A 17,746-nucleotide genomic window follows, 5' to 3' on the forward strand; every position below is an offset into this window, starting at 1 on the left:
TCGTGGACAGATGGCTTTTCGATTAGACGAGGCTTGAGATGAGTAGAAAATATTTCGGAACCGACGGCGTGCGCGGCACGGTGGGTGAACATCCCATCACGCCGCAATTCGTGATGCATCTGGGTTACGCGGCGGGCAAGGTGCTGGCGAGCGCCGAACATGCCAAGGACGAGCGCCAGGGCGTGCTGATCGGCAAGGACACGCGCATCTCCGGCTACATGCTGGAATCGGCGCTGGAGGCGGGCTTGATCGCGGCGGGCATCGATGTCTATCTGGCCGGGCCGGTGCCGACCCCGGCAGTCGCATACCTCACCCGCGCGCTGCGCCTGCAGGCGGGCATCGTGATCTCCGCATCGCACAATCCTTTCGAGGACAACGGCATCAAGTTCTTTTCCGGCAACGGCACCAAGCTCCCCGACGAGGTCGAGCACGCCATCGAGGCCGAGCTGGACAAGCCGATGCAGACCAATCCCTCGGACAGTCTGGGCAAGGCCAAGCGCATCGATGACGCGGTCGGCCGCTACATCGAATTCTGCAAGAGCACCTTCCCGGCGGATATGAACCTGCGCGGCATGAAGATCGTGGTGGATAGCGCGCATGGCGCGACCTATCACATCGCAAGCCACGTGTTCCACGAATTGGGCGCGGACGTGGTCGCCATCGGCAACCAGCCGGACGGCAGGAACATCAACGACGGTTACGGCGCGACCAAGCCGCAGAATCTGCAAAAAGCCGTGGTCGAGCACAAAGCACATCTTGGTATCGCGCTTGACGGCGACGGCGACCGCCTCATCATGGCCGATGCGACCGGCAAGCTGTACGACGGCGACCAGTTGCTCTACGTCATCGCGAAGCATCGCAAGGCACAAGGCAGGATGCACGGCGGTGTGGCCGGCACGCTGATGACCAATCTTGCGTTCGAACACGCGATGCAGGAACTGGGCATCCCGTTCCTGCGCGCCAAGGTAGGCGACCGTTATGTGATGGAGCTGTTGCAGCAGCAGGGATGGCAGCTCGGCGGCGAGAATTCCGGACACATCATCTGCCTCGACAAACACAGCACCGGCGACGGCATCGTCTCCGCGCTGCAGGTGTTGCATGCGCTGCGCGCCAATAGCCAGAACCTTGCCGAAGCGGCAGGCGGACTGCACATGTATCCGCAACTGCTCATCAACGTGCGCGTCACGGGCAAGGCGTCCGGGCTGCTGGAATCTCAGCCGGTCCGGGACGCGGTGGCGGAAGCCGAACGCGCACTGGACGGCAAAGGGCGTGTGCTGTTGCGCCCGTCCGGGACGGAGCCGTTGTTGCGCGTGATGGTGGAAGGCGAGGACGGGGTGCTGGTCAAACAGTGTGCCGAGAACATCGCCGGAGTCGTTCGCTCGGCTGCCGCTTAACCGGGCTGCACCCAAATTTCGCGGCAGCCTGCAAGCCTGTCCGGCTGCCAGTTTGATATCGCCCACCCCAACACTTCTTCGATGCTTCCATCGCGCAATTCGGCAGGCGGCTGCTGGCGCAGGAAGTCGAGCGCCACAATCAGCGTCTCAACGGCATGATCGCCCGTGATGGCGGGCGCAAGTGTTTGCTTGCTGAGTTTTTCGCCTTGCGCGTTCACCGCGACGGGAAGGTGCATGTAATGCGGTGTGGATAGTCCGAGCAGGCGTTGCAGATGGATCTGGCGCGGCGTGGAAGCGAGCAGGTCGGCGCCGCGCACCACATGGGTGATGTTCTGGAGCGCATCGTCCACCACGACTGCCAGTTGATACGCGAACAACCCATCGGCACGCTTCACAACGAAGTCGCCGATCTCGTTTTCGAGGTGATGGGTGATGCGGCCTTGCAGGGCGTCGTCGAACTCAACTGTGCCGTCTTGGCTTATCTTCCCTCCCCCTTGCAGGGGGAGGGGTAGGGAGGGGGTAGATAAGGTCAACCCTTGCGACTCTACCCCCATCCCAGCCTTCCCCCTGCAAGGGGGAAGGAGCTTGGTGTCCGTGCGTACCCGCCAAGCCAACTTTCGCGCCGACTGGTTCCCCTCGCCCGCTTGCGGGAGAGGGGACAGGGGAGAGGGATGCCTGATGCCATTGCGGCACGTTCCCGGATAAACAAAACCTTCGATGCCGTGCAGCGCCGAATCGGCGATCTCCTTGCGCGTACAACAGCAGGGATAGATCGCGCCGCTGTCTTTCAATTGTTGTAGCGCTTCCACGTAAGCTGCCGTGCGCCGGCTCTGGCAGATGACGGGTTCGTCGCTATGCAGCCCGAACGCCTCCAGCGTGCGCAGGATGTCGTCCGCCGCACCCGGCACGCAACGCGGCACGTCGAGGTCTTCCATGCGCACCAGCCAGATGCCGTGATGGTGTTTTGCATCGAGATAACTGCCGACGGCGGCGACGAGCGAGCCGAAGTGGAGGGGGCCGGTGGGGGAGGGGGCGAAGCGCCCCCGGTAGTCAGAATCAGGCGGGGACAACTTCTTCTTCAAACTCCAGCCCCACCTTGCCGTCCTTCACATCCACGGTGACTTTGCCGCCGTTCGCCAGTTTGCCGAACAGCAGTTCGTCGGCCAGCGCGGAGCGGATGGTGTCCTGGATCAGTCGTGCCATGGGGCGGGCGCCCATCTGCGGGTCGAAACCGTTTTCGGCGAGATAGTCCTTGAGCGCGTCGGTGAAGATCGCATCCACCTTCTTCTCGTGCAGTTGCTCTTCCAGTTGCATCAGGAACTTGTCCACCACGCGCAGGATGATCTCTTTCGACAATGGCGCGAAGGAGACGATGGCGTCCAGACGGTTGCGGAACTCAGGCGTGAACATCTTCTTGATGTCGGCCATCTCGTCGCCGACAGAAGAGGTCTTGGTGAATCCCATGCTGCTCTTGTTCAAGGTCTCCGCACCCGCGTTGGTGGTCATGATGACGACGACGTTACGGAAGTCCGCCTTGCGCCCGTTGTTGTCGGTGAGCGTGCCGTGATCCATCACCTGCAGCAGGATGTTGAAGATGTCGGGGTGTGCCTTCTCGATCTCGTCCAGCAGCAGCACGCAATGAGGCTGCTTGCTGATGGCTTCGGTGAGCAGGCCGCCCTGGTCGAAACCGACATAGCCGGGCGGTGCGCCGATCAGGCGCGACACGGCATGGCGTTCCATGTATTCGGACATGTCGAAGCGGTGCAGCGGCATGCCCATGCTGTAGGCGAGCTGGCGAGCGACTTCGGTCTTGCCCACGCCGGTGGGGCCGGAGAACAGGAAGCTGCCGATCGGTTTCTGCGGATTGCCGAGTCCGCTGCGCGACATCTTGATGGCTTTGGCCAGCGCGTCGATGGCCTGATCCTGGCCGAACACGGTGGCCTTCAGGTCGCGGTCGAGGTTCTTCAGCGCGTTGCGGTCGTCGTGCGACACGGTGCGCGTCGGGATGCGGGCGATCTTGGCGATGATCTCCTCGATCTCGTGCTTGCCCACCACTTTCTTCTGTTTCGATTTCGGCAGGATGCGCTGTGCGGCACCGGCTTCGTCCAGCACGTCGATGGCCTTGTCCGGCAAATGGCGGTCGTTGATGTAGCGCGCCGAGAGCTCGGCTGCGCTGGTGATCGCGGCGGCGCTGAACTTGATGCTGTGGTGTTCCTCGAAACGCGACTTCAGTCCCTTCAGGATCTCGATGGTCTGTTCCACCGAAGGCTCGGGCACGTCGATCTTCTGGAAACGGCGCGACAGCGCATGGTCCTTTTCGAAGATGCCCCGGTATTCCTGGTAGGTGGTCGCGCCGATGCACTTCAATACACCACTGGAAAGCGCCGGTTTGAGCAGGTTGGAAGCATCCATGGTGCCGCCGGATGCGGCGCCCGCGCCGATCATGGTGTGGATCTCGTCGATGAACAGAACGGAATTGGGTATGTCCTTCAATTCTTTCAATACCGCTTTCAGGCGCTGCTCGAAGTCGCCGCGGTATTTTGTCCCGGCCAGCAGTGCGCCCATGTCCAGCGCATAGACGCGGGCATTCTTCAATATCTCCGGCACATCCTCTTCCGTGATGCGGCGCGCCAGGCCTTCGGCGATCGCGGTCTTGCCCACGCCCGCTTCGCCGACCAGCAACGGATTGTTCTTGCGGCGGCGGCACAGTGTCTGGATCACGCGCTCCAGCTCCAGTTCGCGCCCGATCAACGGGTCGATCTTGCCGGCGAACGCCTGCGCGTTCAGGTCGAGCGTGTAATGTTTCAACACGCTTTCGTCGTTGTTGCCGGGCTGTTCGGTTTCGGGTTCTCCCTGGGTGGGCGAACTGACGGTCTGGCCATCCTTGCCGATGCCGTGCGCGATATAGTTCACCACGTCCAGACGGTTCAGCCCGCGTTGCGTGAGGAAATGTACTGCGGGGGAATCCTTCTCGCCGAACAGCGCGGCCAGGATGTTCGCGCCGGAAACCTCTTTCTTGTTGGTGGACTGGACATGCAGGATGGCGCGCTGGATGACGCGCTGGAAACCGATGGTCGGCTGCGTATCCACTTCGTCGTCGCCGGGAACGACGGGCGTGTTGGCGTTGATGAATTCCGTGACGACATGGCGCAGATCTTCGAGGTCCATGTTGCAGGCACGCATCACCTGGGCTGCCGAGGGGTTGTCCAGCATGGCGAGCAGCAGGTGCTCCACCGTGATGAACTCATGGCGCTTCTGTCTGGCTTCGACGAAGGCCAGATGCAAACTGACTTCCAGTTCTTGCGCGATCATTTCAGTTCTCCTCTATGCCGCATCGTAGCGGATGCCCGCTCTGTTTTGCAAACTCGACCACTTGCGCGACCTTGGTTTCGGCGATGTCCAACGAATAGATGCCGCATACCGCCGAGCCTTCATTATGCACTTTGAGCATGGTTTGCAGCGCGCGTTCTCGGTTCATCGCAAAAAAACGCTGCAATACCTCGATCACGAAATCCATGGTGGTGTAATCGTCATTGAACAGGATCACCTTGTACATGCGCGGCGGTGCGGGTTTGACGCGTTCCGGCGCGAGAACCGAATGATTTTTTTCCTTGGTAGCCATGGTTGTTCGTGCGTATTCCGTCAGTGTGTCCAGTCGATATGCTTGACGATTGGCGTGGGTTTTTCAAGCCCGATTGAAAAATAGTTCAAAAAACCCCTTGACGGCATCAACTGAACGAGAGTAAAAAGCGCGCAGGTGTTTGATTCAAAGTATCTGCAGTACTGGTCTTGCCGTGTGCGGTCTTAGATTCAAACAGTTTCGCGGAGGGTTTCTCCGTTTTTTCTTAAAGTAAGGAAGTAATCACATGGCAACTGGTACCGTTAAATGGTTCAACGATGCAAAAGGTTTTGGTTTTATCACTCCGGATGATGGCAGCGAAGACCTGTTCGCACATTTCTCCGCAATCAACATGAGCGGCTTCAAGTCCCTCAAAGAAGGCCAGAAGGTCTCTTTCGAAGTTGTTCAGGGCCCTAAGGGCAAACAAGCTTCCAACATTCAGGCTGCCTGATCGGCGGTTTTGGTTGTTAAAAAGCCCGGCATGGAAATGCCGGGCTTTTTTTATGTGCCGTGAAGGGTGGCTACTTGCCCAACAGGCTCTTGATTCCCATTCCGATGCCGATGGCGGCGCCACCCACTGCGCCGATGGCGGCCGACTTCGCCAATGAAATGGCGATCTGCGTGTTCAGTTCACCGATGATCGCGCTGACCACCTGTGCCGAGGTTGCGCCGCCGCGCTTCTTGCCGATATTGCGCAACTCGATGTCCGGCAGGGTCAGGTCGATCATGCCGTTGTAGTTGACCTTGGCATTACGGATGACGAGCGAATCGATGATCATCTTTTTGCCGGGTTCCCGGGCCGCCTTCTCATCCTTTTCCTTCTTCGGCGAACTCCCGAGATAGCGTTCGACATTGCGCTGGATGACGTCGAAATTATTGCCCTTGTCGCCTTTTTCGTAAGTGATGGCGGGGGAGTCGATCAGTATCCTGCGGATGACGATCACGTCATCCGCAAGCGTGGCAGGCTCGAGCGCCACCTCGATGAGGTCCGCCTTGAACGCGTGGTCGGTCTTGAACCCCTTGGGGTTGCCCAGCGACAGGCCGCCAAGTACGCCATGACCGTCGGTCGGGGACAGCTTGACCCGGTTGACGCGCACCTGTGCTGCGGTCATTTCCGAACCGAACTTTTCAATGGCCGCTTTCAGCAACGAGTCGAGCGGGTTGTTGAACCAGAGATAGGCCGCCGCCGCTGCGAAGGCGACCACTCCCAGGATTGCGAGATGGGATTTTTTCATTGCGTACTCCTGTCGTTGATGCATGTGTTCAAGACAACAATCCTGTTCTGGGTCAGATTGCACCCAATGCGGCATTGAACGTCTTGCTTGGCCGCATCGCCTGCGAGGTCTTGCCGGAATCCGGGTGGTAGTAGCCCCCCATATCCACCGGTTTGCCCTGCGCGGCAATCAGTTCGGCGGCAATCCTCTCCTCGTTATCGGTCAGTGCCTTGGCCAGCGGCGCGAACCTCGCCTGCAGTGCCGCGTCCTTGCTTTGTGCGGCCAGCGCCTGCGCCCAGTACAGCGCGAGGTAGAAGTGGCTGCCACGGTTGTCGATCCCGCCGACCTTGCGTGCAGGCGATTTGTTGTTGTCGAGTATCTTGGCGATGGCCTGGTCCAGCGTCTCCGCCAGCACCTGCGCCTTGGGATTGTTGAACGTCTGCGCCAGATGCTCCAGCGATACACCCAGCGCGAGGAACTCGCCCAGCGAATCCCAGCGCAGGTAGTTCTCCTGCTGGAATTGCTGCACGTGCTTGGGAGCGGAGCCGCCCGCGCCGGTCTCGAACATGCCGCCGCCGTTCATCAGCGGCACGATGGAGAGCATCTTGGCGCTGGTGTTGAGTTCCAGGATGGGGAACAGGTCGGTGAGGTAGTCGCGCAGCACGTTGCCGGTGACGGAGATGGTGTCCAGTCCCTTGCGCGCACGCGCCAGCGTGGCGCGGCAGGCAGCGGATGGTTCCATGATCTGGATGTCCAGCCCCGCAGTGTCGTGGTCTATCAGATACCGCGTCACCTTGGCGATGATCTGCGCGTCGTGCGCGCGATTCTTGTCCAGCCAGAAGATGGCGGGCGTGTTGCTCAAACGCGCGCGCGTGACGGCGAGCTTCACCCAGTCCTGGATCGGCGCATCCTTGGTCTGGCAGGCGCGGAAGATGTCGCCCTGTTCGACCTGCTGCTCCAGCAGAGTTTTCCCATTTGCGTCGACGATACGCACCACACCGTCGGCGGCGATCTCGAAGGTCTTGTCGTGCGAGCCGTATTCCTCGGCCTTCTGCGCCATCAGGCCGACGTTGGGTACCGAGCCCATGGTGGCGGGATCGAGCGCGCCGTTCGTTTTGCAGTCCTCGACAGTGGCGACATACACGGTCGCATAGCAGCGGTCGGGAATCATTGCCAGCGTGTCATACGCTTTCCCATCAGCCCCCCACATCTTGCCGCCGTCGCGGATCATCGGCGGCATGGAGGCGTCGATGATCACGTCCGAAGGCACATGCAGGTTGGTGATGCCCTTGTCGGAGTTCACCATCGCCAGTGGCGGGCCGTTGCGGAAGCAGTCGGCGATATCGGCCACCAGCGCGGCGCGGTCTTTTTCGGGCAGCGCCAGCACTTTGGCTTCCAGGTCGCCGAAGCCGTTGTTGACGTTGACACCCATCTCCCTGAGGGCAGTACCGTGCTGGTCGAACACCTTCCGGAAGAATACCGACACCGCATGGCCGAACATGATGGGATCGGACACCTTCATCATGGTGGCCTTCAGGTGCAGCGACAGCAGCACGTCCTCCTGCTTCGCTGCCTTGATCTGCTCGGCGTAGAACGCGCGCAATGCCTTGCGGCTCATCACGGCGGCGTCGATGATCTCGCCCGCCTTGAGATTCAGCTTGTCTTTAAGCACGGTGGCCCTGCCGTCCTTGCCGACGAACTCGATGCGGGTGCTGACGGCTTCCGGCACGGTCACGGACTTCTCGCTGCCGTAGAAATCGCCGCCGGTCATGTGCGCCACACGGGTCTTCGAGGTCTGCTCCCACTTGCCCATGCGGTGCGGATGCTTGCGCGCAAACTGCTTGACCGAAGCGGCGGCGCGGCGGTCGGAGTTGCCCTCGCGCAGCACCGGGTTCACCGCACTGCCGAGCACCTTGCCGTAGCGGGCCTTGATCTCTTTCCCGGCATCGTTCTGCGGATTCTCGGGGAAGTCGGGAATATCGTAGCCCTGCGATTGCAGTTCCTTGATCGCCGCCTTCAGTTGCGGGACCGATGCGCTGACGTTCGGCAACTTGATGATGTTCGCTTCCGGTTTCAGCGTCAGCGCGCCCAGTTCGGCCAGGCCGTCCGCGACCTTCTGTGCGGCGGTCAATCTCTCGGGGAAAGTTGCCAGGATACGCCCGGCCAGCGAGATGTCGCTGGTCTCGACGGTGACGCCGGCTGCCTTGGTGTAGGCCTGTATGATGGGAAGCAACGAGTAGGTCGCCAGACGCGGCGCTTCATCGGTCAGGGTGTAGATGATCTTTGCGGTGGTCATGATGGTGTCCGGAGTAATGAAAGGTTGAGATGAGTCGCATCCTGCTGTTCAACAAACCCTATGGCGTGATCTGCCAGTTCAGCAAGGACGGCGCACATCCGACGCTGGCGGATTATATCGCCGTTCCCGAGGTTTATCCCGCAGGACGGCTGGATACCGACAGCGAAGGCCTGTTGTTGCTGACCGACGACGGCAAGTTGCAGCACCGCATCACCGATCCCAAACATAAATTGCCCAAGACCTACTGGGTGCAGGTGGAAGGCATCCCCGACGAAGGCGCGCTGGAAAAACTGCGGCGCGGCGTGCAACTCAATGACGGTCTGACCCTGCCTGCCGAAGCCGGGCTGATGGATGAGCCCGAAAACCTGTGGCCGCGCGACCCGCCGGTGCGGTTCCGCAAGGCCATCCCCACCAGTTGGATATCGCTCACCCTCCGCGAAGGACGCAACCGCCAGGTGCGGCGCATGACGGCGGCGGTGGGTTGCCCGACCCTGCGCCTGATCCGCTATCGCATCGGCGACTGGACGCTGGACGGGATCGGGCAGGGAGAGTGGCGGCAGATATGATCTACGGCTGCACCAGACCTGGAATGACAGCCAAGTGGATGGACGATTCTTGTGCGGATGGTCGGGTTAGTGCCATTTGCGGTCATACGACGAGCAGAATGCCGAACGAGTACAATCGGCCAAAACAAGCTATTCGCGATTTCGTATTTATTCCCACCAATCCAGTAAGTTTTTTTGTTTGACTTGAAAGAGTAGAGTTCTACTGCTGACAATAAAAAAAGTTTTCTATAAAGGCTATGTGTGCAAATAAAGAGGGGGGAGCAATCGCCTTTTTGACATCTGTTGTCATTTCTGTTTTTTTTGCGTTTGTAATTTGCGATGCCGCTCTTGCGACGACCGAAAAGTCCAATCCCCTTCCTGAAGTTTCACATCAATTCATACAGCCGGAAAAAGCCACTCTGGTCATTGGCAGCGAGCAAGACTATCCGCCCTTTGCAACAGGAATAACCGATGAGACGGCAGGTGGCTTTACTGTTGATCTTTGGAAGGCTGTTGCAGCAGAGGCTGGCCTAAACTACACCATCCGAGTGCTGCCATTTCACCGACTCCTTCAAGAATTCAAGGAGGGGAGGATTGATGTCCTCATCAATCTCGCACAATCGGAAGAACGACACCATTTTGCCGATTTCACTGTTCCTCACGTCGTAGTTCACGGCGCTATTTTTGTGCGCAAGGGCGACACAAATATCCGAACTGAAGATGACCTGGCAGCAAAGAAAATCATCGTCCTTAATGCCGATCTGGCCCATGACTACGCAGTATCTAAAGGATGGGGAAAGCAATTGGTGCTGGTGGATACCGCAGCCGAAGGAATGAAATTGTTATCTTCCGGCAAGTACGATGCCATGTTGCTGGGCAAACTGGCCGGAATGCAGACCTTGCAAAAAATGGGTTTGACTAATGTTGAACCGCTTAAAGTGAAAGCCGGTTTTTCGCAGAAATTCTCATTTGCCGTAGCGGAAGGGCGATCCAAGCTATTGGAACAAATAAACGATGGATTTGCTTTAACCAAATCCAGCGGAACATATCAGGAGTTATACGACCAGTGGTTCGGAGCCTACGAGGTCAAGGAAGTCGGTCTGAATGACATACTCAAGTACCTCATTCCCGTTGTGGCGTTTTTCTTGTTCATCGCGGGATATTTCTTTTATCGGCGACAAGTTGAGCGCGAATTGTCAGCGGCAGAATTGTTGAACTCAAGAAACTTGCTTGCAACGATCATCGAAACTGCACCGATACGGGTTTTCTGGAAAGACAAGGATTTACGTTACCTTGGCTGTAATACGATTTTCGCCAAAGATAGCGGAAGCGAGCAACCGGACGATGTTATCGGCAAAGATGATTATCAACTTGGATGGTCTGCCCAGGCCGATATGTATCGTGAAGATGACAGAGCAGTGATGGAATCGGGCGTGGCGAAACTCAACTATGAGGAGCCTCAGTCTACACCATCGGGTAACATCATTTGGCTTAGCACTTCCAAAGTTCCTTTGAAAAATTCAAAGGGTGAGACGATCGGTCTACTGGGAATCTACCAGGACATTACAGAGCAAAAGAACGACCAGGAGAAAATTCAACAATTCGCATTTTATGACGCGCTGACCAAATTACCCAATCGCCGCTTACTTCAAGATCGATTAAGTCAGGCCATGTCCTCCAGCAAACGAAGTGGCTGCTATGGTGCGTTGATGTTCATTGATTTGGATAACTTCAAGCCGTTGAATGATGAGCACGGGCATAGGGTAGGAGATCTTTTGTTGATGGAAGCCGCCAATCGACTGCGGGGTTGCGTGCGGGAAATGGATACGGTGGCGCGATTCGGTGGTGATGAATTTGTGGTCGTTCTGAGCGAATTGGATGCGGGTAAATCAAAGTCGATCACGGAAGCCTACAGGATTGCTGAAAAAATTCGCTCTACCTTATATGAACCATACTTGCTCGCTGTAAGCACTGATGGAAGTACAGACACCACAGTCAAGCATCAATGTACTGCGAGTATCGGAGTGGTGTTGTTTGTCAACCATGAATACAGTCAAGAGGAAATTTTAGAGTGGGCGGATGATGCGCTGTATCTTGCCAAAGAGTCTGGTCGCAATCAGATTCGGTTTTATGAAAAGGTTTCCTGAGGCCCGCTTCGGGTTAGCACGAGACCGTCACGCTGACAGATTTCCCCTCTAATCTTTGTCCGCTTAGTGTCGGAAGCCGCCCTTTCCTCTTAAAAACCACCTGCCTGATGCATGGATTTATCCGGTACGCCAGTTAAGGGGATAGCCTTCTACATTGTGCCGCTTTGAGTGCGGGGTGCAATGGTGAAGGGGAGAGGGGGCGAGTGCAGTTGGGAGCGATTGGTGAATTGTCGGCAATTCACCGGGATGGTGACTTTGATTTGATCTACGACTTTTGGGCGTGGTTGTTCCCTTCGGGCTGGGCCCTTTCATCTCTGGTCTCATTATTGCCAGTCGGTTTGTTTTCGGTCTCCGCTGTCAGTTCAGTAGCAACATAAGTTGCCAACTGACATTCGAAGTCATAATTACCTTTTTGAAACATGGTGTTCTGCTCTTTCTGTTGTGTATGCAAATAGCGGATATGGATGCCATAGACGACGGTTATCCAAGTTCGCGGGCTGATTGGAAGGTAAATCAGGGAAAAAGTTCAAAGAGGCGATTCGGGACGGTGTGCCTGCGGGATGTATTTCCAGGTGACATGGTACGGGTTGTATGTTTCAGGATTGTGACCGCCCCAGCGGCGCGACAATCGGAATGAAGCAGGGGCTGATGGAATTCAGCCCGTTTTGCGCTTCATTTCGATGAATCCTGCTGTGACGAAATCCATCGTGCGGACGTGCTGGACGAACCAGTCACCTACGGCGCAATCCAGCCAGTCGCGTAGCGCGGCGGCATCGCGTTCCCGCTGCCAGCGTTCGATCTGTCCGGTCATGCCGGACAGCACGCTGTCGTGTTCGCCCTTGTGCATCGGGTAGGGCGGGAAGCGGGCCTCCTGCATCTGCCGCTCTTCTTCGGCGAAGTGCCGCCGGGTGTGTTCCAGCAGTTCGCCGAGCAGCGCGTCCACCTCGTCGTCTGCTGCGTGGTGCGCCAGCCGGTCCAGCAGTTTTTCGCGCAGCACGACGAATTCCGCATGGTCGCGGTTCATGAAGTCCAGTGCCACTTGCGGATATTCCAGCATGTTGTTTTCCTCCTGTTCGGATATGCGTTGTCCAATCATCTCACGGTATAATCCCGCCCCTATGCAGATTCTACGCGGACTCCATTCTCCCGACACACAAGCTGTTGCGGTCACCATCGGCAATTTCGACGGGGTACATCTCGGCCATCAGGCGCTGCTGGGAGAGTTGCGCACGATTGCTCAAGCGCGCGAATTGGGCACGGCAGTAGTGATCTTCGAGCCGCACCCGCGCGAGTATTTCACGCCGCACCAGGCGCCGGCGCGGCTGACCAGCCTGCGCGAGAAGCTCGAGCTGTTCGAGACGATGGGGCTGGATCGCGTGCATATATGCCGTTTTGACGAGCGCCTCGCGCGGATGGACGCAGCGGATTTCATCCATGCGCTGCATGAAAAAGTGCATGCCGGTTTTGTGCTGATCGGCGACGACTTCCGTTTCGGCAAGGGGCGTACCGGCGATTTTGCGATGATGGAAAAGGTCGGCGCGCAACGCGGTTTCGCCGTGCAGGCGATGCATAGCGTGATGCATGACGGCGTGCGCATCTCCAGCACCGAGATCCGTGCGGCACTGGCAATCGGACAACTGCACGACGCGCACCGGTATCTGGGGCGTCCCTACAGCATCAGTGGCAGGGTGGTGCGCGGCGACGGCCTGGGGCGCAAGCTCGGTTTCCCGACCGCGAACATCCAGATGAAGCACAACCTGCCGCCGCTGGCCGGCATCTTCGTGGTGCGGGTGCATGCCGAGGAGCTGGGCATTCTCCAGGGCGTGGCAAGCCTGGGCGTCCGGCCGACCGTGAAACAGGATGCGAAGCCGGTGCTGGAGGTGCATCTGTTCGAGTTCGCTCAGCAGGTTTACGGCAGGCACTTGCGCGTGGAGTTCCTGCGCAAGCTGCGCAATGAGGAGAAGTATCCCGATGTGGAGACGCTGGTGCGGCATATCGCGCTGGATGTGAAGCATGCCAGGGAGTGGTTTGAGCAATACGAATGATTGTCCGACGTAACCGATTACCGACATATGACTGACTATAAAGACACCCTGAACCTGCCGGACACACCGTTCCCGATGCGCGGCGATCTTGCCAAACGTGAGCCCCAGATGCTGGCGCAATGGCAGGCGCAACAACGCTACCAGCGCATCCGCGAAGCGCGCAGCAACGCGCCGAAAGGAAAGTTCATCCTGCACGACGGCCCGCCGTATGCCAATGGCGACATCCACATCGGCCATGCGGTGAACAAGATCCTCAAGGACATCGTCGTCAAGAGCAAGACGCTGGACGGCTACGATGCGCCCTATGTGCCGGGCTGGGATTGCCACGGCCTGCCGATCGAGTTGCAGGTGGAAAAGAAACACGGCAAGGCGATCCCGCCCGCGCAATTCCGCGAACTGTGCCGCGCCTATGCAAAAGAACAGATCGAGCGCCAGAAGAAGGACTTCGTCCGCCTCGGCGTGCTGGGCGACTGGGACCGTCCCTACCTGACCATGGACTACCGCACCGAGGCCGACATCATCCGCGCGCTCGGCGTCATCCATCAGCGCGGCTATCTGTACCAGGGGCGCAAGCCGGTGAACTGGTGCCTGGATTGCCAGTCCGCGCTGGCCGAGGCGGAAGTGGAATACGAGGACAAGACCTCGGCGGCGATCGACGTCGGCTTCGAGGTGAAGGACAAGCATGCGCTGGAAAATGCGTTCGGCGTATCGCTGCCGGGCGATGCGAGGGCGTACGCGGTGATCTGGACCACCACGCCGTGGACGCTGCCCGCCAACCAGGCGGTGAGCGTGCATCCCGAACATGAATATTGTCTGGTGAAGACCGAGAAGGGCTATCTGCTGCTGGTCGCCGAACTGATGGAAAGCTGTTTGCAGCGCTATCGGCTGGACGGCGAAACGGTCGGGCGATGCAAGGGCGCGGCGCTCGAATTACTGCCGTTGCAGCACCCGCTGTACGAGCGCATCGTGCCGGTCATCTGCGGCGACCACGTCACGCTGGAAGCGGGTACCGGCCTGGTGCATACCGCGCCGGCGCACGGTCTGGACGATTACTTCGTCGGCCAGAGATACGACCTGCCGGTCGATAATCCGGTCGGCGACGACGGCAAGTTCCTTGCCGACATGCCGCTGGTCGGCGGCATGTTCGTCTGGAAAGCCAACGACGTGGTGATCGCGGCATTGCAGGACAGCGGCCACCTGCTACAGATGGAAAAGGTGCAGCACAGCTACCCGCATTGCTGGCGACACAAGACGCCGATCATCTTCCGTTCCACGCCGCAGTGGTTCATCGGGATGGACCAATCCTCTCCTTCCGCTTCGCTCCCCCCTCTCCCGCCAGCGGGAGAGGGGTTGGGGGAGAGGGATGCCGAAGCACTGATACAGGACAAGCGCAAGCATGGCGCGGCGCGCCTGCAGCACGCTGGCGAGAGCCTGCGCGCGCTGGCGAACCGTGCCGTCGAGGCGACGCAGTTCTTCCCCGCTTGGGGACGCGCGCGGCTCGAGGCGATGATCCGCAACCGTCCGGACTGGTGTGTGTCGCGCCAGCGCAACTGGGGCGTGCCGATGCCGTTCTTTGTGCACAGGGAGACCGGGGAACTGCATCCGCGCACGCCGGAACTGCTGGAGCAGGTCGCGAAGTTGGTCGAACGATCCGGCATCGAGGCGTGGTTCAGCCTGAACTCGGTGGATGTGCTGGGCGATGATGCCGAGCATTACAAGAAACTCACCCATACGCTGGACGTGTGGTTCGATTCCGGCACGACGCATGCGGCGGTGTTGCGCCGCCGCGAGGAGCTGGGTTCGCCCGCCGACCTGTATCTGGAAGGTTCCGACCAGCATCGCGGCTGGTTCCAGTCCAGCCTGCTGACCGGTTGCGCGATCGACGGGCGCGCGCCGTTCAAGGCGCTGCTGACGCACGGTTTCGTGGTGGACGGCAGCGGGCACAAGATGTCCAAGTCCAAGGGCAACGTGATCGCGCCGCAGAAGATCCTCGATACGCTGGGCGCGGACATCCTGCGCCTGTGGGTGGCTTCGACCGACTATTCCGGCGAACTGACCATCTCGGACGAGATTCTGAAGCGCGTGACCGATGGCTACCGCCGCATCCGCAACACGTTGCGTTTCCTGCTGGCGAACACGTCGGATTATGACCACGGCAAACATGCGCTGCCGCCCGGTCAATGGCTGGAGATCGACCGCCACGCGCTGGAACTGATGCATCGCCTGCAGACAGAAGTGCGGGCGGATTACGAAAGATACGAGTTCCACCAGATCGTCTACCGGTTGCAGACATTCTGTTCCGAGGAGTTGGGCGGTTTCTATCTGGATATCCTGAAAGACCGCCTGTATACCGCCGGCACGGATTCCATCGCGCGCCGTTCCGCGCAGAATGCGCTGTACCACATCGCGCACAGCCTGGTGCGGCTGATGGCGCCGGTGCTGAGCTTTACCGCAGAGGAAGCATGGGCGGTGCTGGGCGGGAAGGACGAGAGCGTGTTCATCGGCGAGTGGTACGCGCTGCCGCAGGACGACTCCGGCCTGTCCGCGGACTGGCAGGCGATCACGGACTGGCGCGGCCGGGTCAACAAGCAACTGGAAGAGGCGCGTTCCGCCGGACTGATCGGCTCGGCGCTGGCTGCCGAGGTGGACGTGTATGCTGCGGGCGACGACTACGAAACGCTGGCGCGCCTGGGCGACGATTTGCGCTTCGTGTTCATCACCTCGCGCGCCACGGTGCATCGCGTCGCGAGCGAGGCGGAACAGCGTGTCGATGTCTCCGCCAGCCTGCACGAAAAATGCGGTCGCTGCTGGCATTACCGCGAGGATGTCGGCGCGGACGCGCAGCACCCGGTATTGTGCGGTCGCTGCGTGAGCAACCTGCACGGCAGCGGCGAGAAGCGCCAATATGCATAACCCGTCATTCCCGCGCAGGCGGGAATCCAGCATTCAAGAAATTCCGCGTAGCGGACAAGGCCAGATCGTCCCGCCAGGCGGGGCTTGTTCAATTGACTGGATTCCCGCCTGCGCGGGAATGACTAAGCGCAGAGGGAGGGTAAGCGCATGAATACCCTCTCCCCCACCCCCTCTCCCGCAAGCGGGCGAGGGGAGTTGTCGCGCTGGCTCGGCTTGAGCGCGCTGGTCATCATCCTGGACCAGATCAGCAAGATATGGATCACCAGCAGTTTTGCCTATGGTGAAAGCGTTGCCGTGCTGGGCGTGTTCGACCTGGTGCTGGCGCATAACACCGGTGCCGCGTTCAGCTTCCTGAGCGATGCCGGCGGGATGGAGCGCTGGCTGTTCAGCGGTATCGCGGTGGCCGCGTCGGTGTGGATCGTGGCGTTGTTGCGCAAGCATGCCGCCCAGCCGCTGTTCGCGCTGGCGCTGAGCCTGATCCTGGGCGGTGCGCTGGGCAATCTGATCGACCGCATCGCATACGGTTACGTGGTGGACTTCCTGCATTTCCACTGGGACGAACATTATTTCCCCGCATTCAATCTGGCCGATTCCGCGATCACCTGCGGCGCGTTCCTGTTGCTGTGGGACGGCTTTACGGAGAAAAGACATGGATCTGCTGCTGGCTAACCCGCGCGGTTTCTGCGCCGGCGTGGACCGCGCCATCACCATCGTCGAAAGGGCGCTGGCGCTGCATGGCGCGCCGGTCTACGTGCGCCACGAAGTGGTGCACAACAAGTTCGTGGTGGACAGTCTGCGCAACAGGGGGGCGATCTTCATCGAAGACCTGGCCGATGTGCCGCCCGGCAGCATCCTGGTATTCAGCGCGCATGGCGTCCCGCAATCGGTGCGCAGCGAAGCCGAGGCGCGCAACCTTACCGTGTTCGACGCGACCTGCCCGCTGGTCACCAAGGTGCATATCCAGGTATCGCGGTTGCGCGAGCAGGGCAAGGAGGTCGTCATGATCGGCCATGCCGGGCATCCCGAGGTGGAAGGCACGATGGGGCAGAGCGAGGGCGGCATGTATCTGGTGGAATCGCCCGCGCAGGTCGGTTCGCTCAAGGTGGACGACGAGCGGAACCTTGCCTATGTCACGCAGACCACGCTGTCGATGGACGATGCTGCCGGCATCGTCGCCGCGCTGAAGGCGCGGTTCCCGTTCATCACCGGCCCGAAGAAGGATGACATTTGCTACGCCACGCAGAACCGCCAGGATGCCGTTAAGCTGCTGGTCAAGCAATGCGACGTGGTGGTCGTGGTGGGCTCGCCGAACAGTTCCAATTCCAACCGCCTGCGCGAAGTCGCGGCGAACGTCGGCGTGCCGGCCTATCTGGTGGATGACGCCAGCGGATTGCAGCCGGAATGGTTCGCGGGCAAGTCGCGCGTCGGCATCACCGCCGGTGCATCCGCCCCCGAACTGCTGGTGCAGGATGTGGTGACGCGCCTGCACGAGATGGGTGCGGGGGAGATCACCGAGTTGCAGGGCATCGTCGAGAACGTCATATTCCCGCTGCCCAAGGCGCTGCAAACCTGA

The 17,746-nt window shown here is 59.5% G+C and carries 14 protein-coding genes; 8 read left to right on the plus strand and 6 right to left on the minus strand.

Annotated elements, in window-relative coordinates; translation table 11 throughout:
* Positions 1 to 38 precede the first annotated feature (38 nt).
* A complete protein-coding gene (gene glmM, locus IPM27_10995; protein MBK9162067.1) occupies positions 39 to 1,394 on the plus strand; it encodes a phosphoglucosamine mutase in 1,356 nt (451 codons plus the stop codon).
* Here the strand turns inward: glmM and gluQ are convergent.
* The 3 genes from gluQ to clpS are packed head-to-tail and all read right to left on the minus strand — an operon-like array spanning position 1,391 to position 5,016.
* Positions 1,391 to 2,476, minus strand: coding sequence for a tRNA glutamyl-Q(34) synthetase GluQRS (gluQ, locus tag IPM27_11000; GenBank protein MBK9162068.1), 1,086 nt, complete (start codon positions 2,474 to 2,476; stop codon positions 1,391 to 1,393). The genes glmM and gluQ overlap by 4 nt on opposite strands.
* The gene (clpA, locus tag IPM27_11005) at positions 2,451 to 4,706 is read right to left on the minus strand and encodes an ATP-dependent Clp protease ATP-binding subunit ClpA (GenBank protein MBK9162069.1); all 2,256 of its coding nucleotides are present in this window, start codon (positions 4,704 to 4,706) and stop codon (positions 2,451 to 2,453) included. The genes gluQ and clpA overlap by 26 nt, the downstream gene beginning before the upstream one ends.
* A gap of 1 nt (position 4,707) precedes the next feature.
* Positions 4,708 to 5,016: an ATP-dependent Clp protease adapter ClpS gene (gene clpS / locus IPM27_11010; protein ID MBK9162070.1), complete on the minus strand. Its 309-nt coding sequence runs from the start codon at positions 5,014 to 5,016 to the stop codon at positions 4,708 to 4,710.
* Between the two features lie 244 nt (positions 5,017 to 5,260).
* On the opposite strand from clpS, the gene IPM27_11015 reads away from it, so the two are divergent.
* Complete coding sequence (locus tag IPM27_11015) at positions 5,261 to 5,464, plus strand: cold-shock protein (GenBank protein ID MBK9162071.1); 204 nt, start codon at positions 5,261 to 5,263, stop codon at positions 5,462 to 5,464.
* Between the two features lie 70 nt (positions 5,465 to 5,534).
* Here IPM27_11015 and IPM27_11020 read toward each other — a convergent pair whose 3' ends face one another.
* The gene (locus IPM27_11020; protein MBK9162072.1) at positions 5,535 to 6,248 is read right to left on the minus strand and encodes a hypothetical protein; all 714 of its coding nucleotides are present in this window, start codon (positions 6,246 to 6,248) and stop codon (positions 5,535 to 5,537) included.
* A gap of 52 nt (positions 6,249 to 6,300) precedes the next feature.
* The gene (locus IPM27_11025) at positions 6,301 to 8,523 is read right to left on the minus strand and encodes an NADP-dependent isocitrate dehydrogenase (GenBank protein MBK9162073.1); all 2,223 of its coding nucleotides are present in this window, start codon (positions 8,521 to 8,523) and stop codon (positions 6,301 to 6,303) included.
* A gap of 29 nt (positions 8,524 to 8,552) precedes the next feature.
* Between IPM27_11025 and IPM27_11030 the strand changes: the two genes are divergently transcribed.
* Both IPM27_11030 and IPM27_11035 read left to right on the plus strand, forming a co-directional pair.
* A complete protein-coding gene (locus IPM27_11030) occupies positions 8,553 to 9,089 on the plus strand; it encodes an rRNA large subunit pseudouridine synthase E (GenBank protein MBK9162074.1) in 537 nt (178 codons plus the stop codon).
* Between the two features lie 272 nt (positions 9,090 to 9,361).
* Entirely contained in the window at positions 9,362 to 11,215 is a 1,854-nt protein-coding gene (locus tag IPM27_11035) for a transporter substrate-binding domain-containing protein (protein ID MBK9162075.1), read from the plus strand.
* 655 nt (positions 11,216 to 11,870) lie between these two features.
* Here the strand turns inward: IPM27_11035 and IPM27_11040 are convergent.
* On the minus strand, positions 11,871 to 12,311 hold the full coding sequence (locus IPM27_11040; protein MBK9162076.1) for a hemerythrin family protein: 441 nt from the start codon (positions 12,309 to 12,311) through the stop codon (positions 11,871 to 11,873).
* 22 nt (positions 12,312 to 12,333) lie between these two features.
* On the opposite strand from IPM27_11040, the gene IPM27_11045 reads away from it, so the two are divergent.
* From IPM27_11045 to ispH, 4 genes are all read left to right on the plus strand, one after another.
* On the plus strand, positions 12,334 to 13,260 hold the full coding sequence (locus IPM27_11045) for a bifunctional riboflavin kinase/FAD synthetase (protein ID MBK9162077.1): 927 nt from the start codon (positions 12,334 to 12,336) through the stop codon (positions 13,258 to 13,260).
* A 27-nt stretch (positions 13,261 to 13,287) separates the two neighbouring features.
* Entirely contained in the window at positions 13,288 to 16,173 is a 2,886-nt protein-coding gene (ileS, locus tag IPM27_11050; GenBank protein ID MBK9162078.1) for an isoleucine--tRNA ligase, read from the plus strand.
* 147 nt (positions 16,174 to 16,320) lie between these two features.
* Complete coding sequence (locus IPM27_11055) at positions 16,321 to 16,842, plus strand: lipoprotein signal peptidase (GenBank protein MBK9162079.1); 522 nt, start codon at positions 16,321 to 16,323, stop codon at positions 16,840 to 16,842.
* Positions 16,823 to 17,746 carry a 4-hydroxy-3-methylbut-2-enyl diphosphate reductase gene (gene ispH / locus IPM27_11060; GenBank protein MBK9162080.1) on the plus strand — a complete coding sequence of 308 codons (924 nt, stop codon included), beginning with the start codon at positions 16,823 to 16,825 and terminating at the stop codon, positions 17,744 to 17,746. Before IPM27_11055 ends, ispH begins: the two co-directional genes overlap by 20 nt.

The sequence above is a fragment of the Nitrosomonadales bacterium genome, assembly GCA_016716325.1.
Taxonomy (GTDB): domain Bacteria; phylum Pseudomonadota; class Gammaproteobacteria; order Burkholderiales; family Gallionellaceae; genus Gallionella.

Bases quoted from the DNA above. Each gene is read 5' to 3' on its own strand.
- glmM (MBK9162067.1), top strand. From the start codon at position 39: ATGAGTAGAAAATATTTCGGAACCGACGGCGTGCGCGGCACGGTGGGT.
- clpA (MBK9162069.1), bottom strand. From the start codon at position 4,706: ATGATCGCGCAAGAACTGGAAGTCAGTTTGCATCTGGCCTTCGTCGAA.
- clpS (MBK9162070.1), bottom strand. From the start codon at position 5,016: ATGGCTACCAAGGAAAAAAATCATTCGGTTCTCGCGCCGGAACGCGTC.
- IPM27_11015 (MBK9162071.1), top strand. From the start codon at position 5,261: ATGGCAACTGGTACCGTTAAATGGTTCAACGATGCAAAAGGTTTTGGT.
- IPM27_11020 (MBK9162072.1), bottom strand. From the start codon at position 6,248: ATGAAAAAATCCCATCTCGCAATCCTGGGAGTGGTCGCCTTCGCAGCG.
- IPM27_11025 (MBK9162073.1), bottom strand. From the start codon at position 8,523: ATGACCACCGCAAAGATCATCTACACCCTGACCGATGAAGCGCCGCGT.
- IPM27_11030 (MBK9162074.1), top strand. From the start codon at position 8,553: ATGAGTCGCATCCTGCTGTTCAACAAACCCTATGGCGTGATCTGCCAG.
- IPM27_11040 (MBK9162076.1), bottom strand. From the start codon at position 12,311: ATGATTGGACAACGCATATCCGAACAGGAGGAAAACAACATGCTGGAA.
- IPM27_11045 (MBK9162077.1), top strand. From the start codon at position 12,334: ATGCAGATTCTACGCGGACTCCATTCTCCCGACACACAAGCTGTTGCG.
- ileS (MBK9162078.1), top strand. From the start codon at position 13,288: ATGACTGACTATAAAGACACCCTGAACCTGCCGGACACACCGTTCCCG.
- IPM27_11055 (MBK9162079.1), top strand. From the start codon at position 16,321: ATGAATACCCTCTCCCCCACCCCCTCTCCCGCAAGCGGGCGAGGGGAG.
- ispH (MBK9162080.1), top strand. From the start codon at position 16,823: ATGGATCTGCTGCTGGCTAACCCGCGCGGTTTCTGCGCCGGCGTGGAC.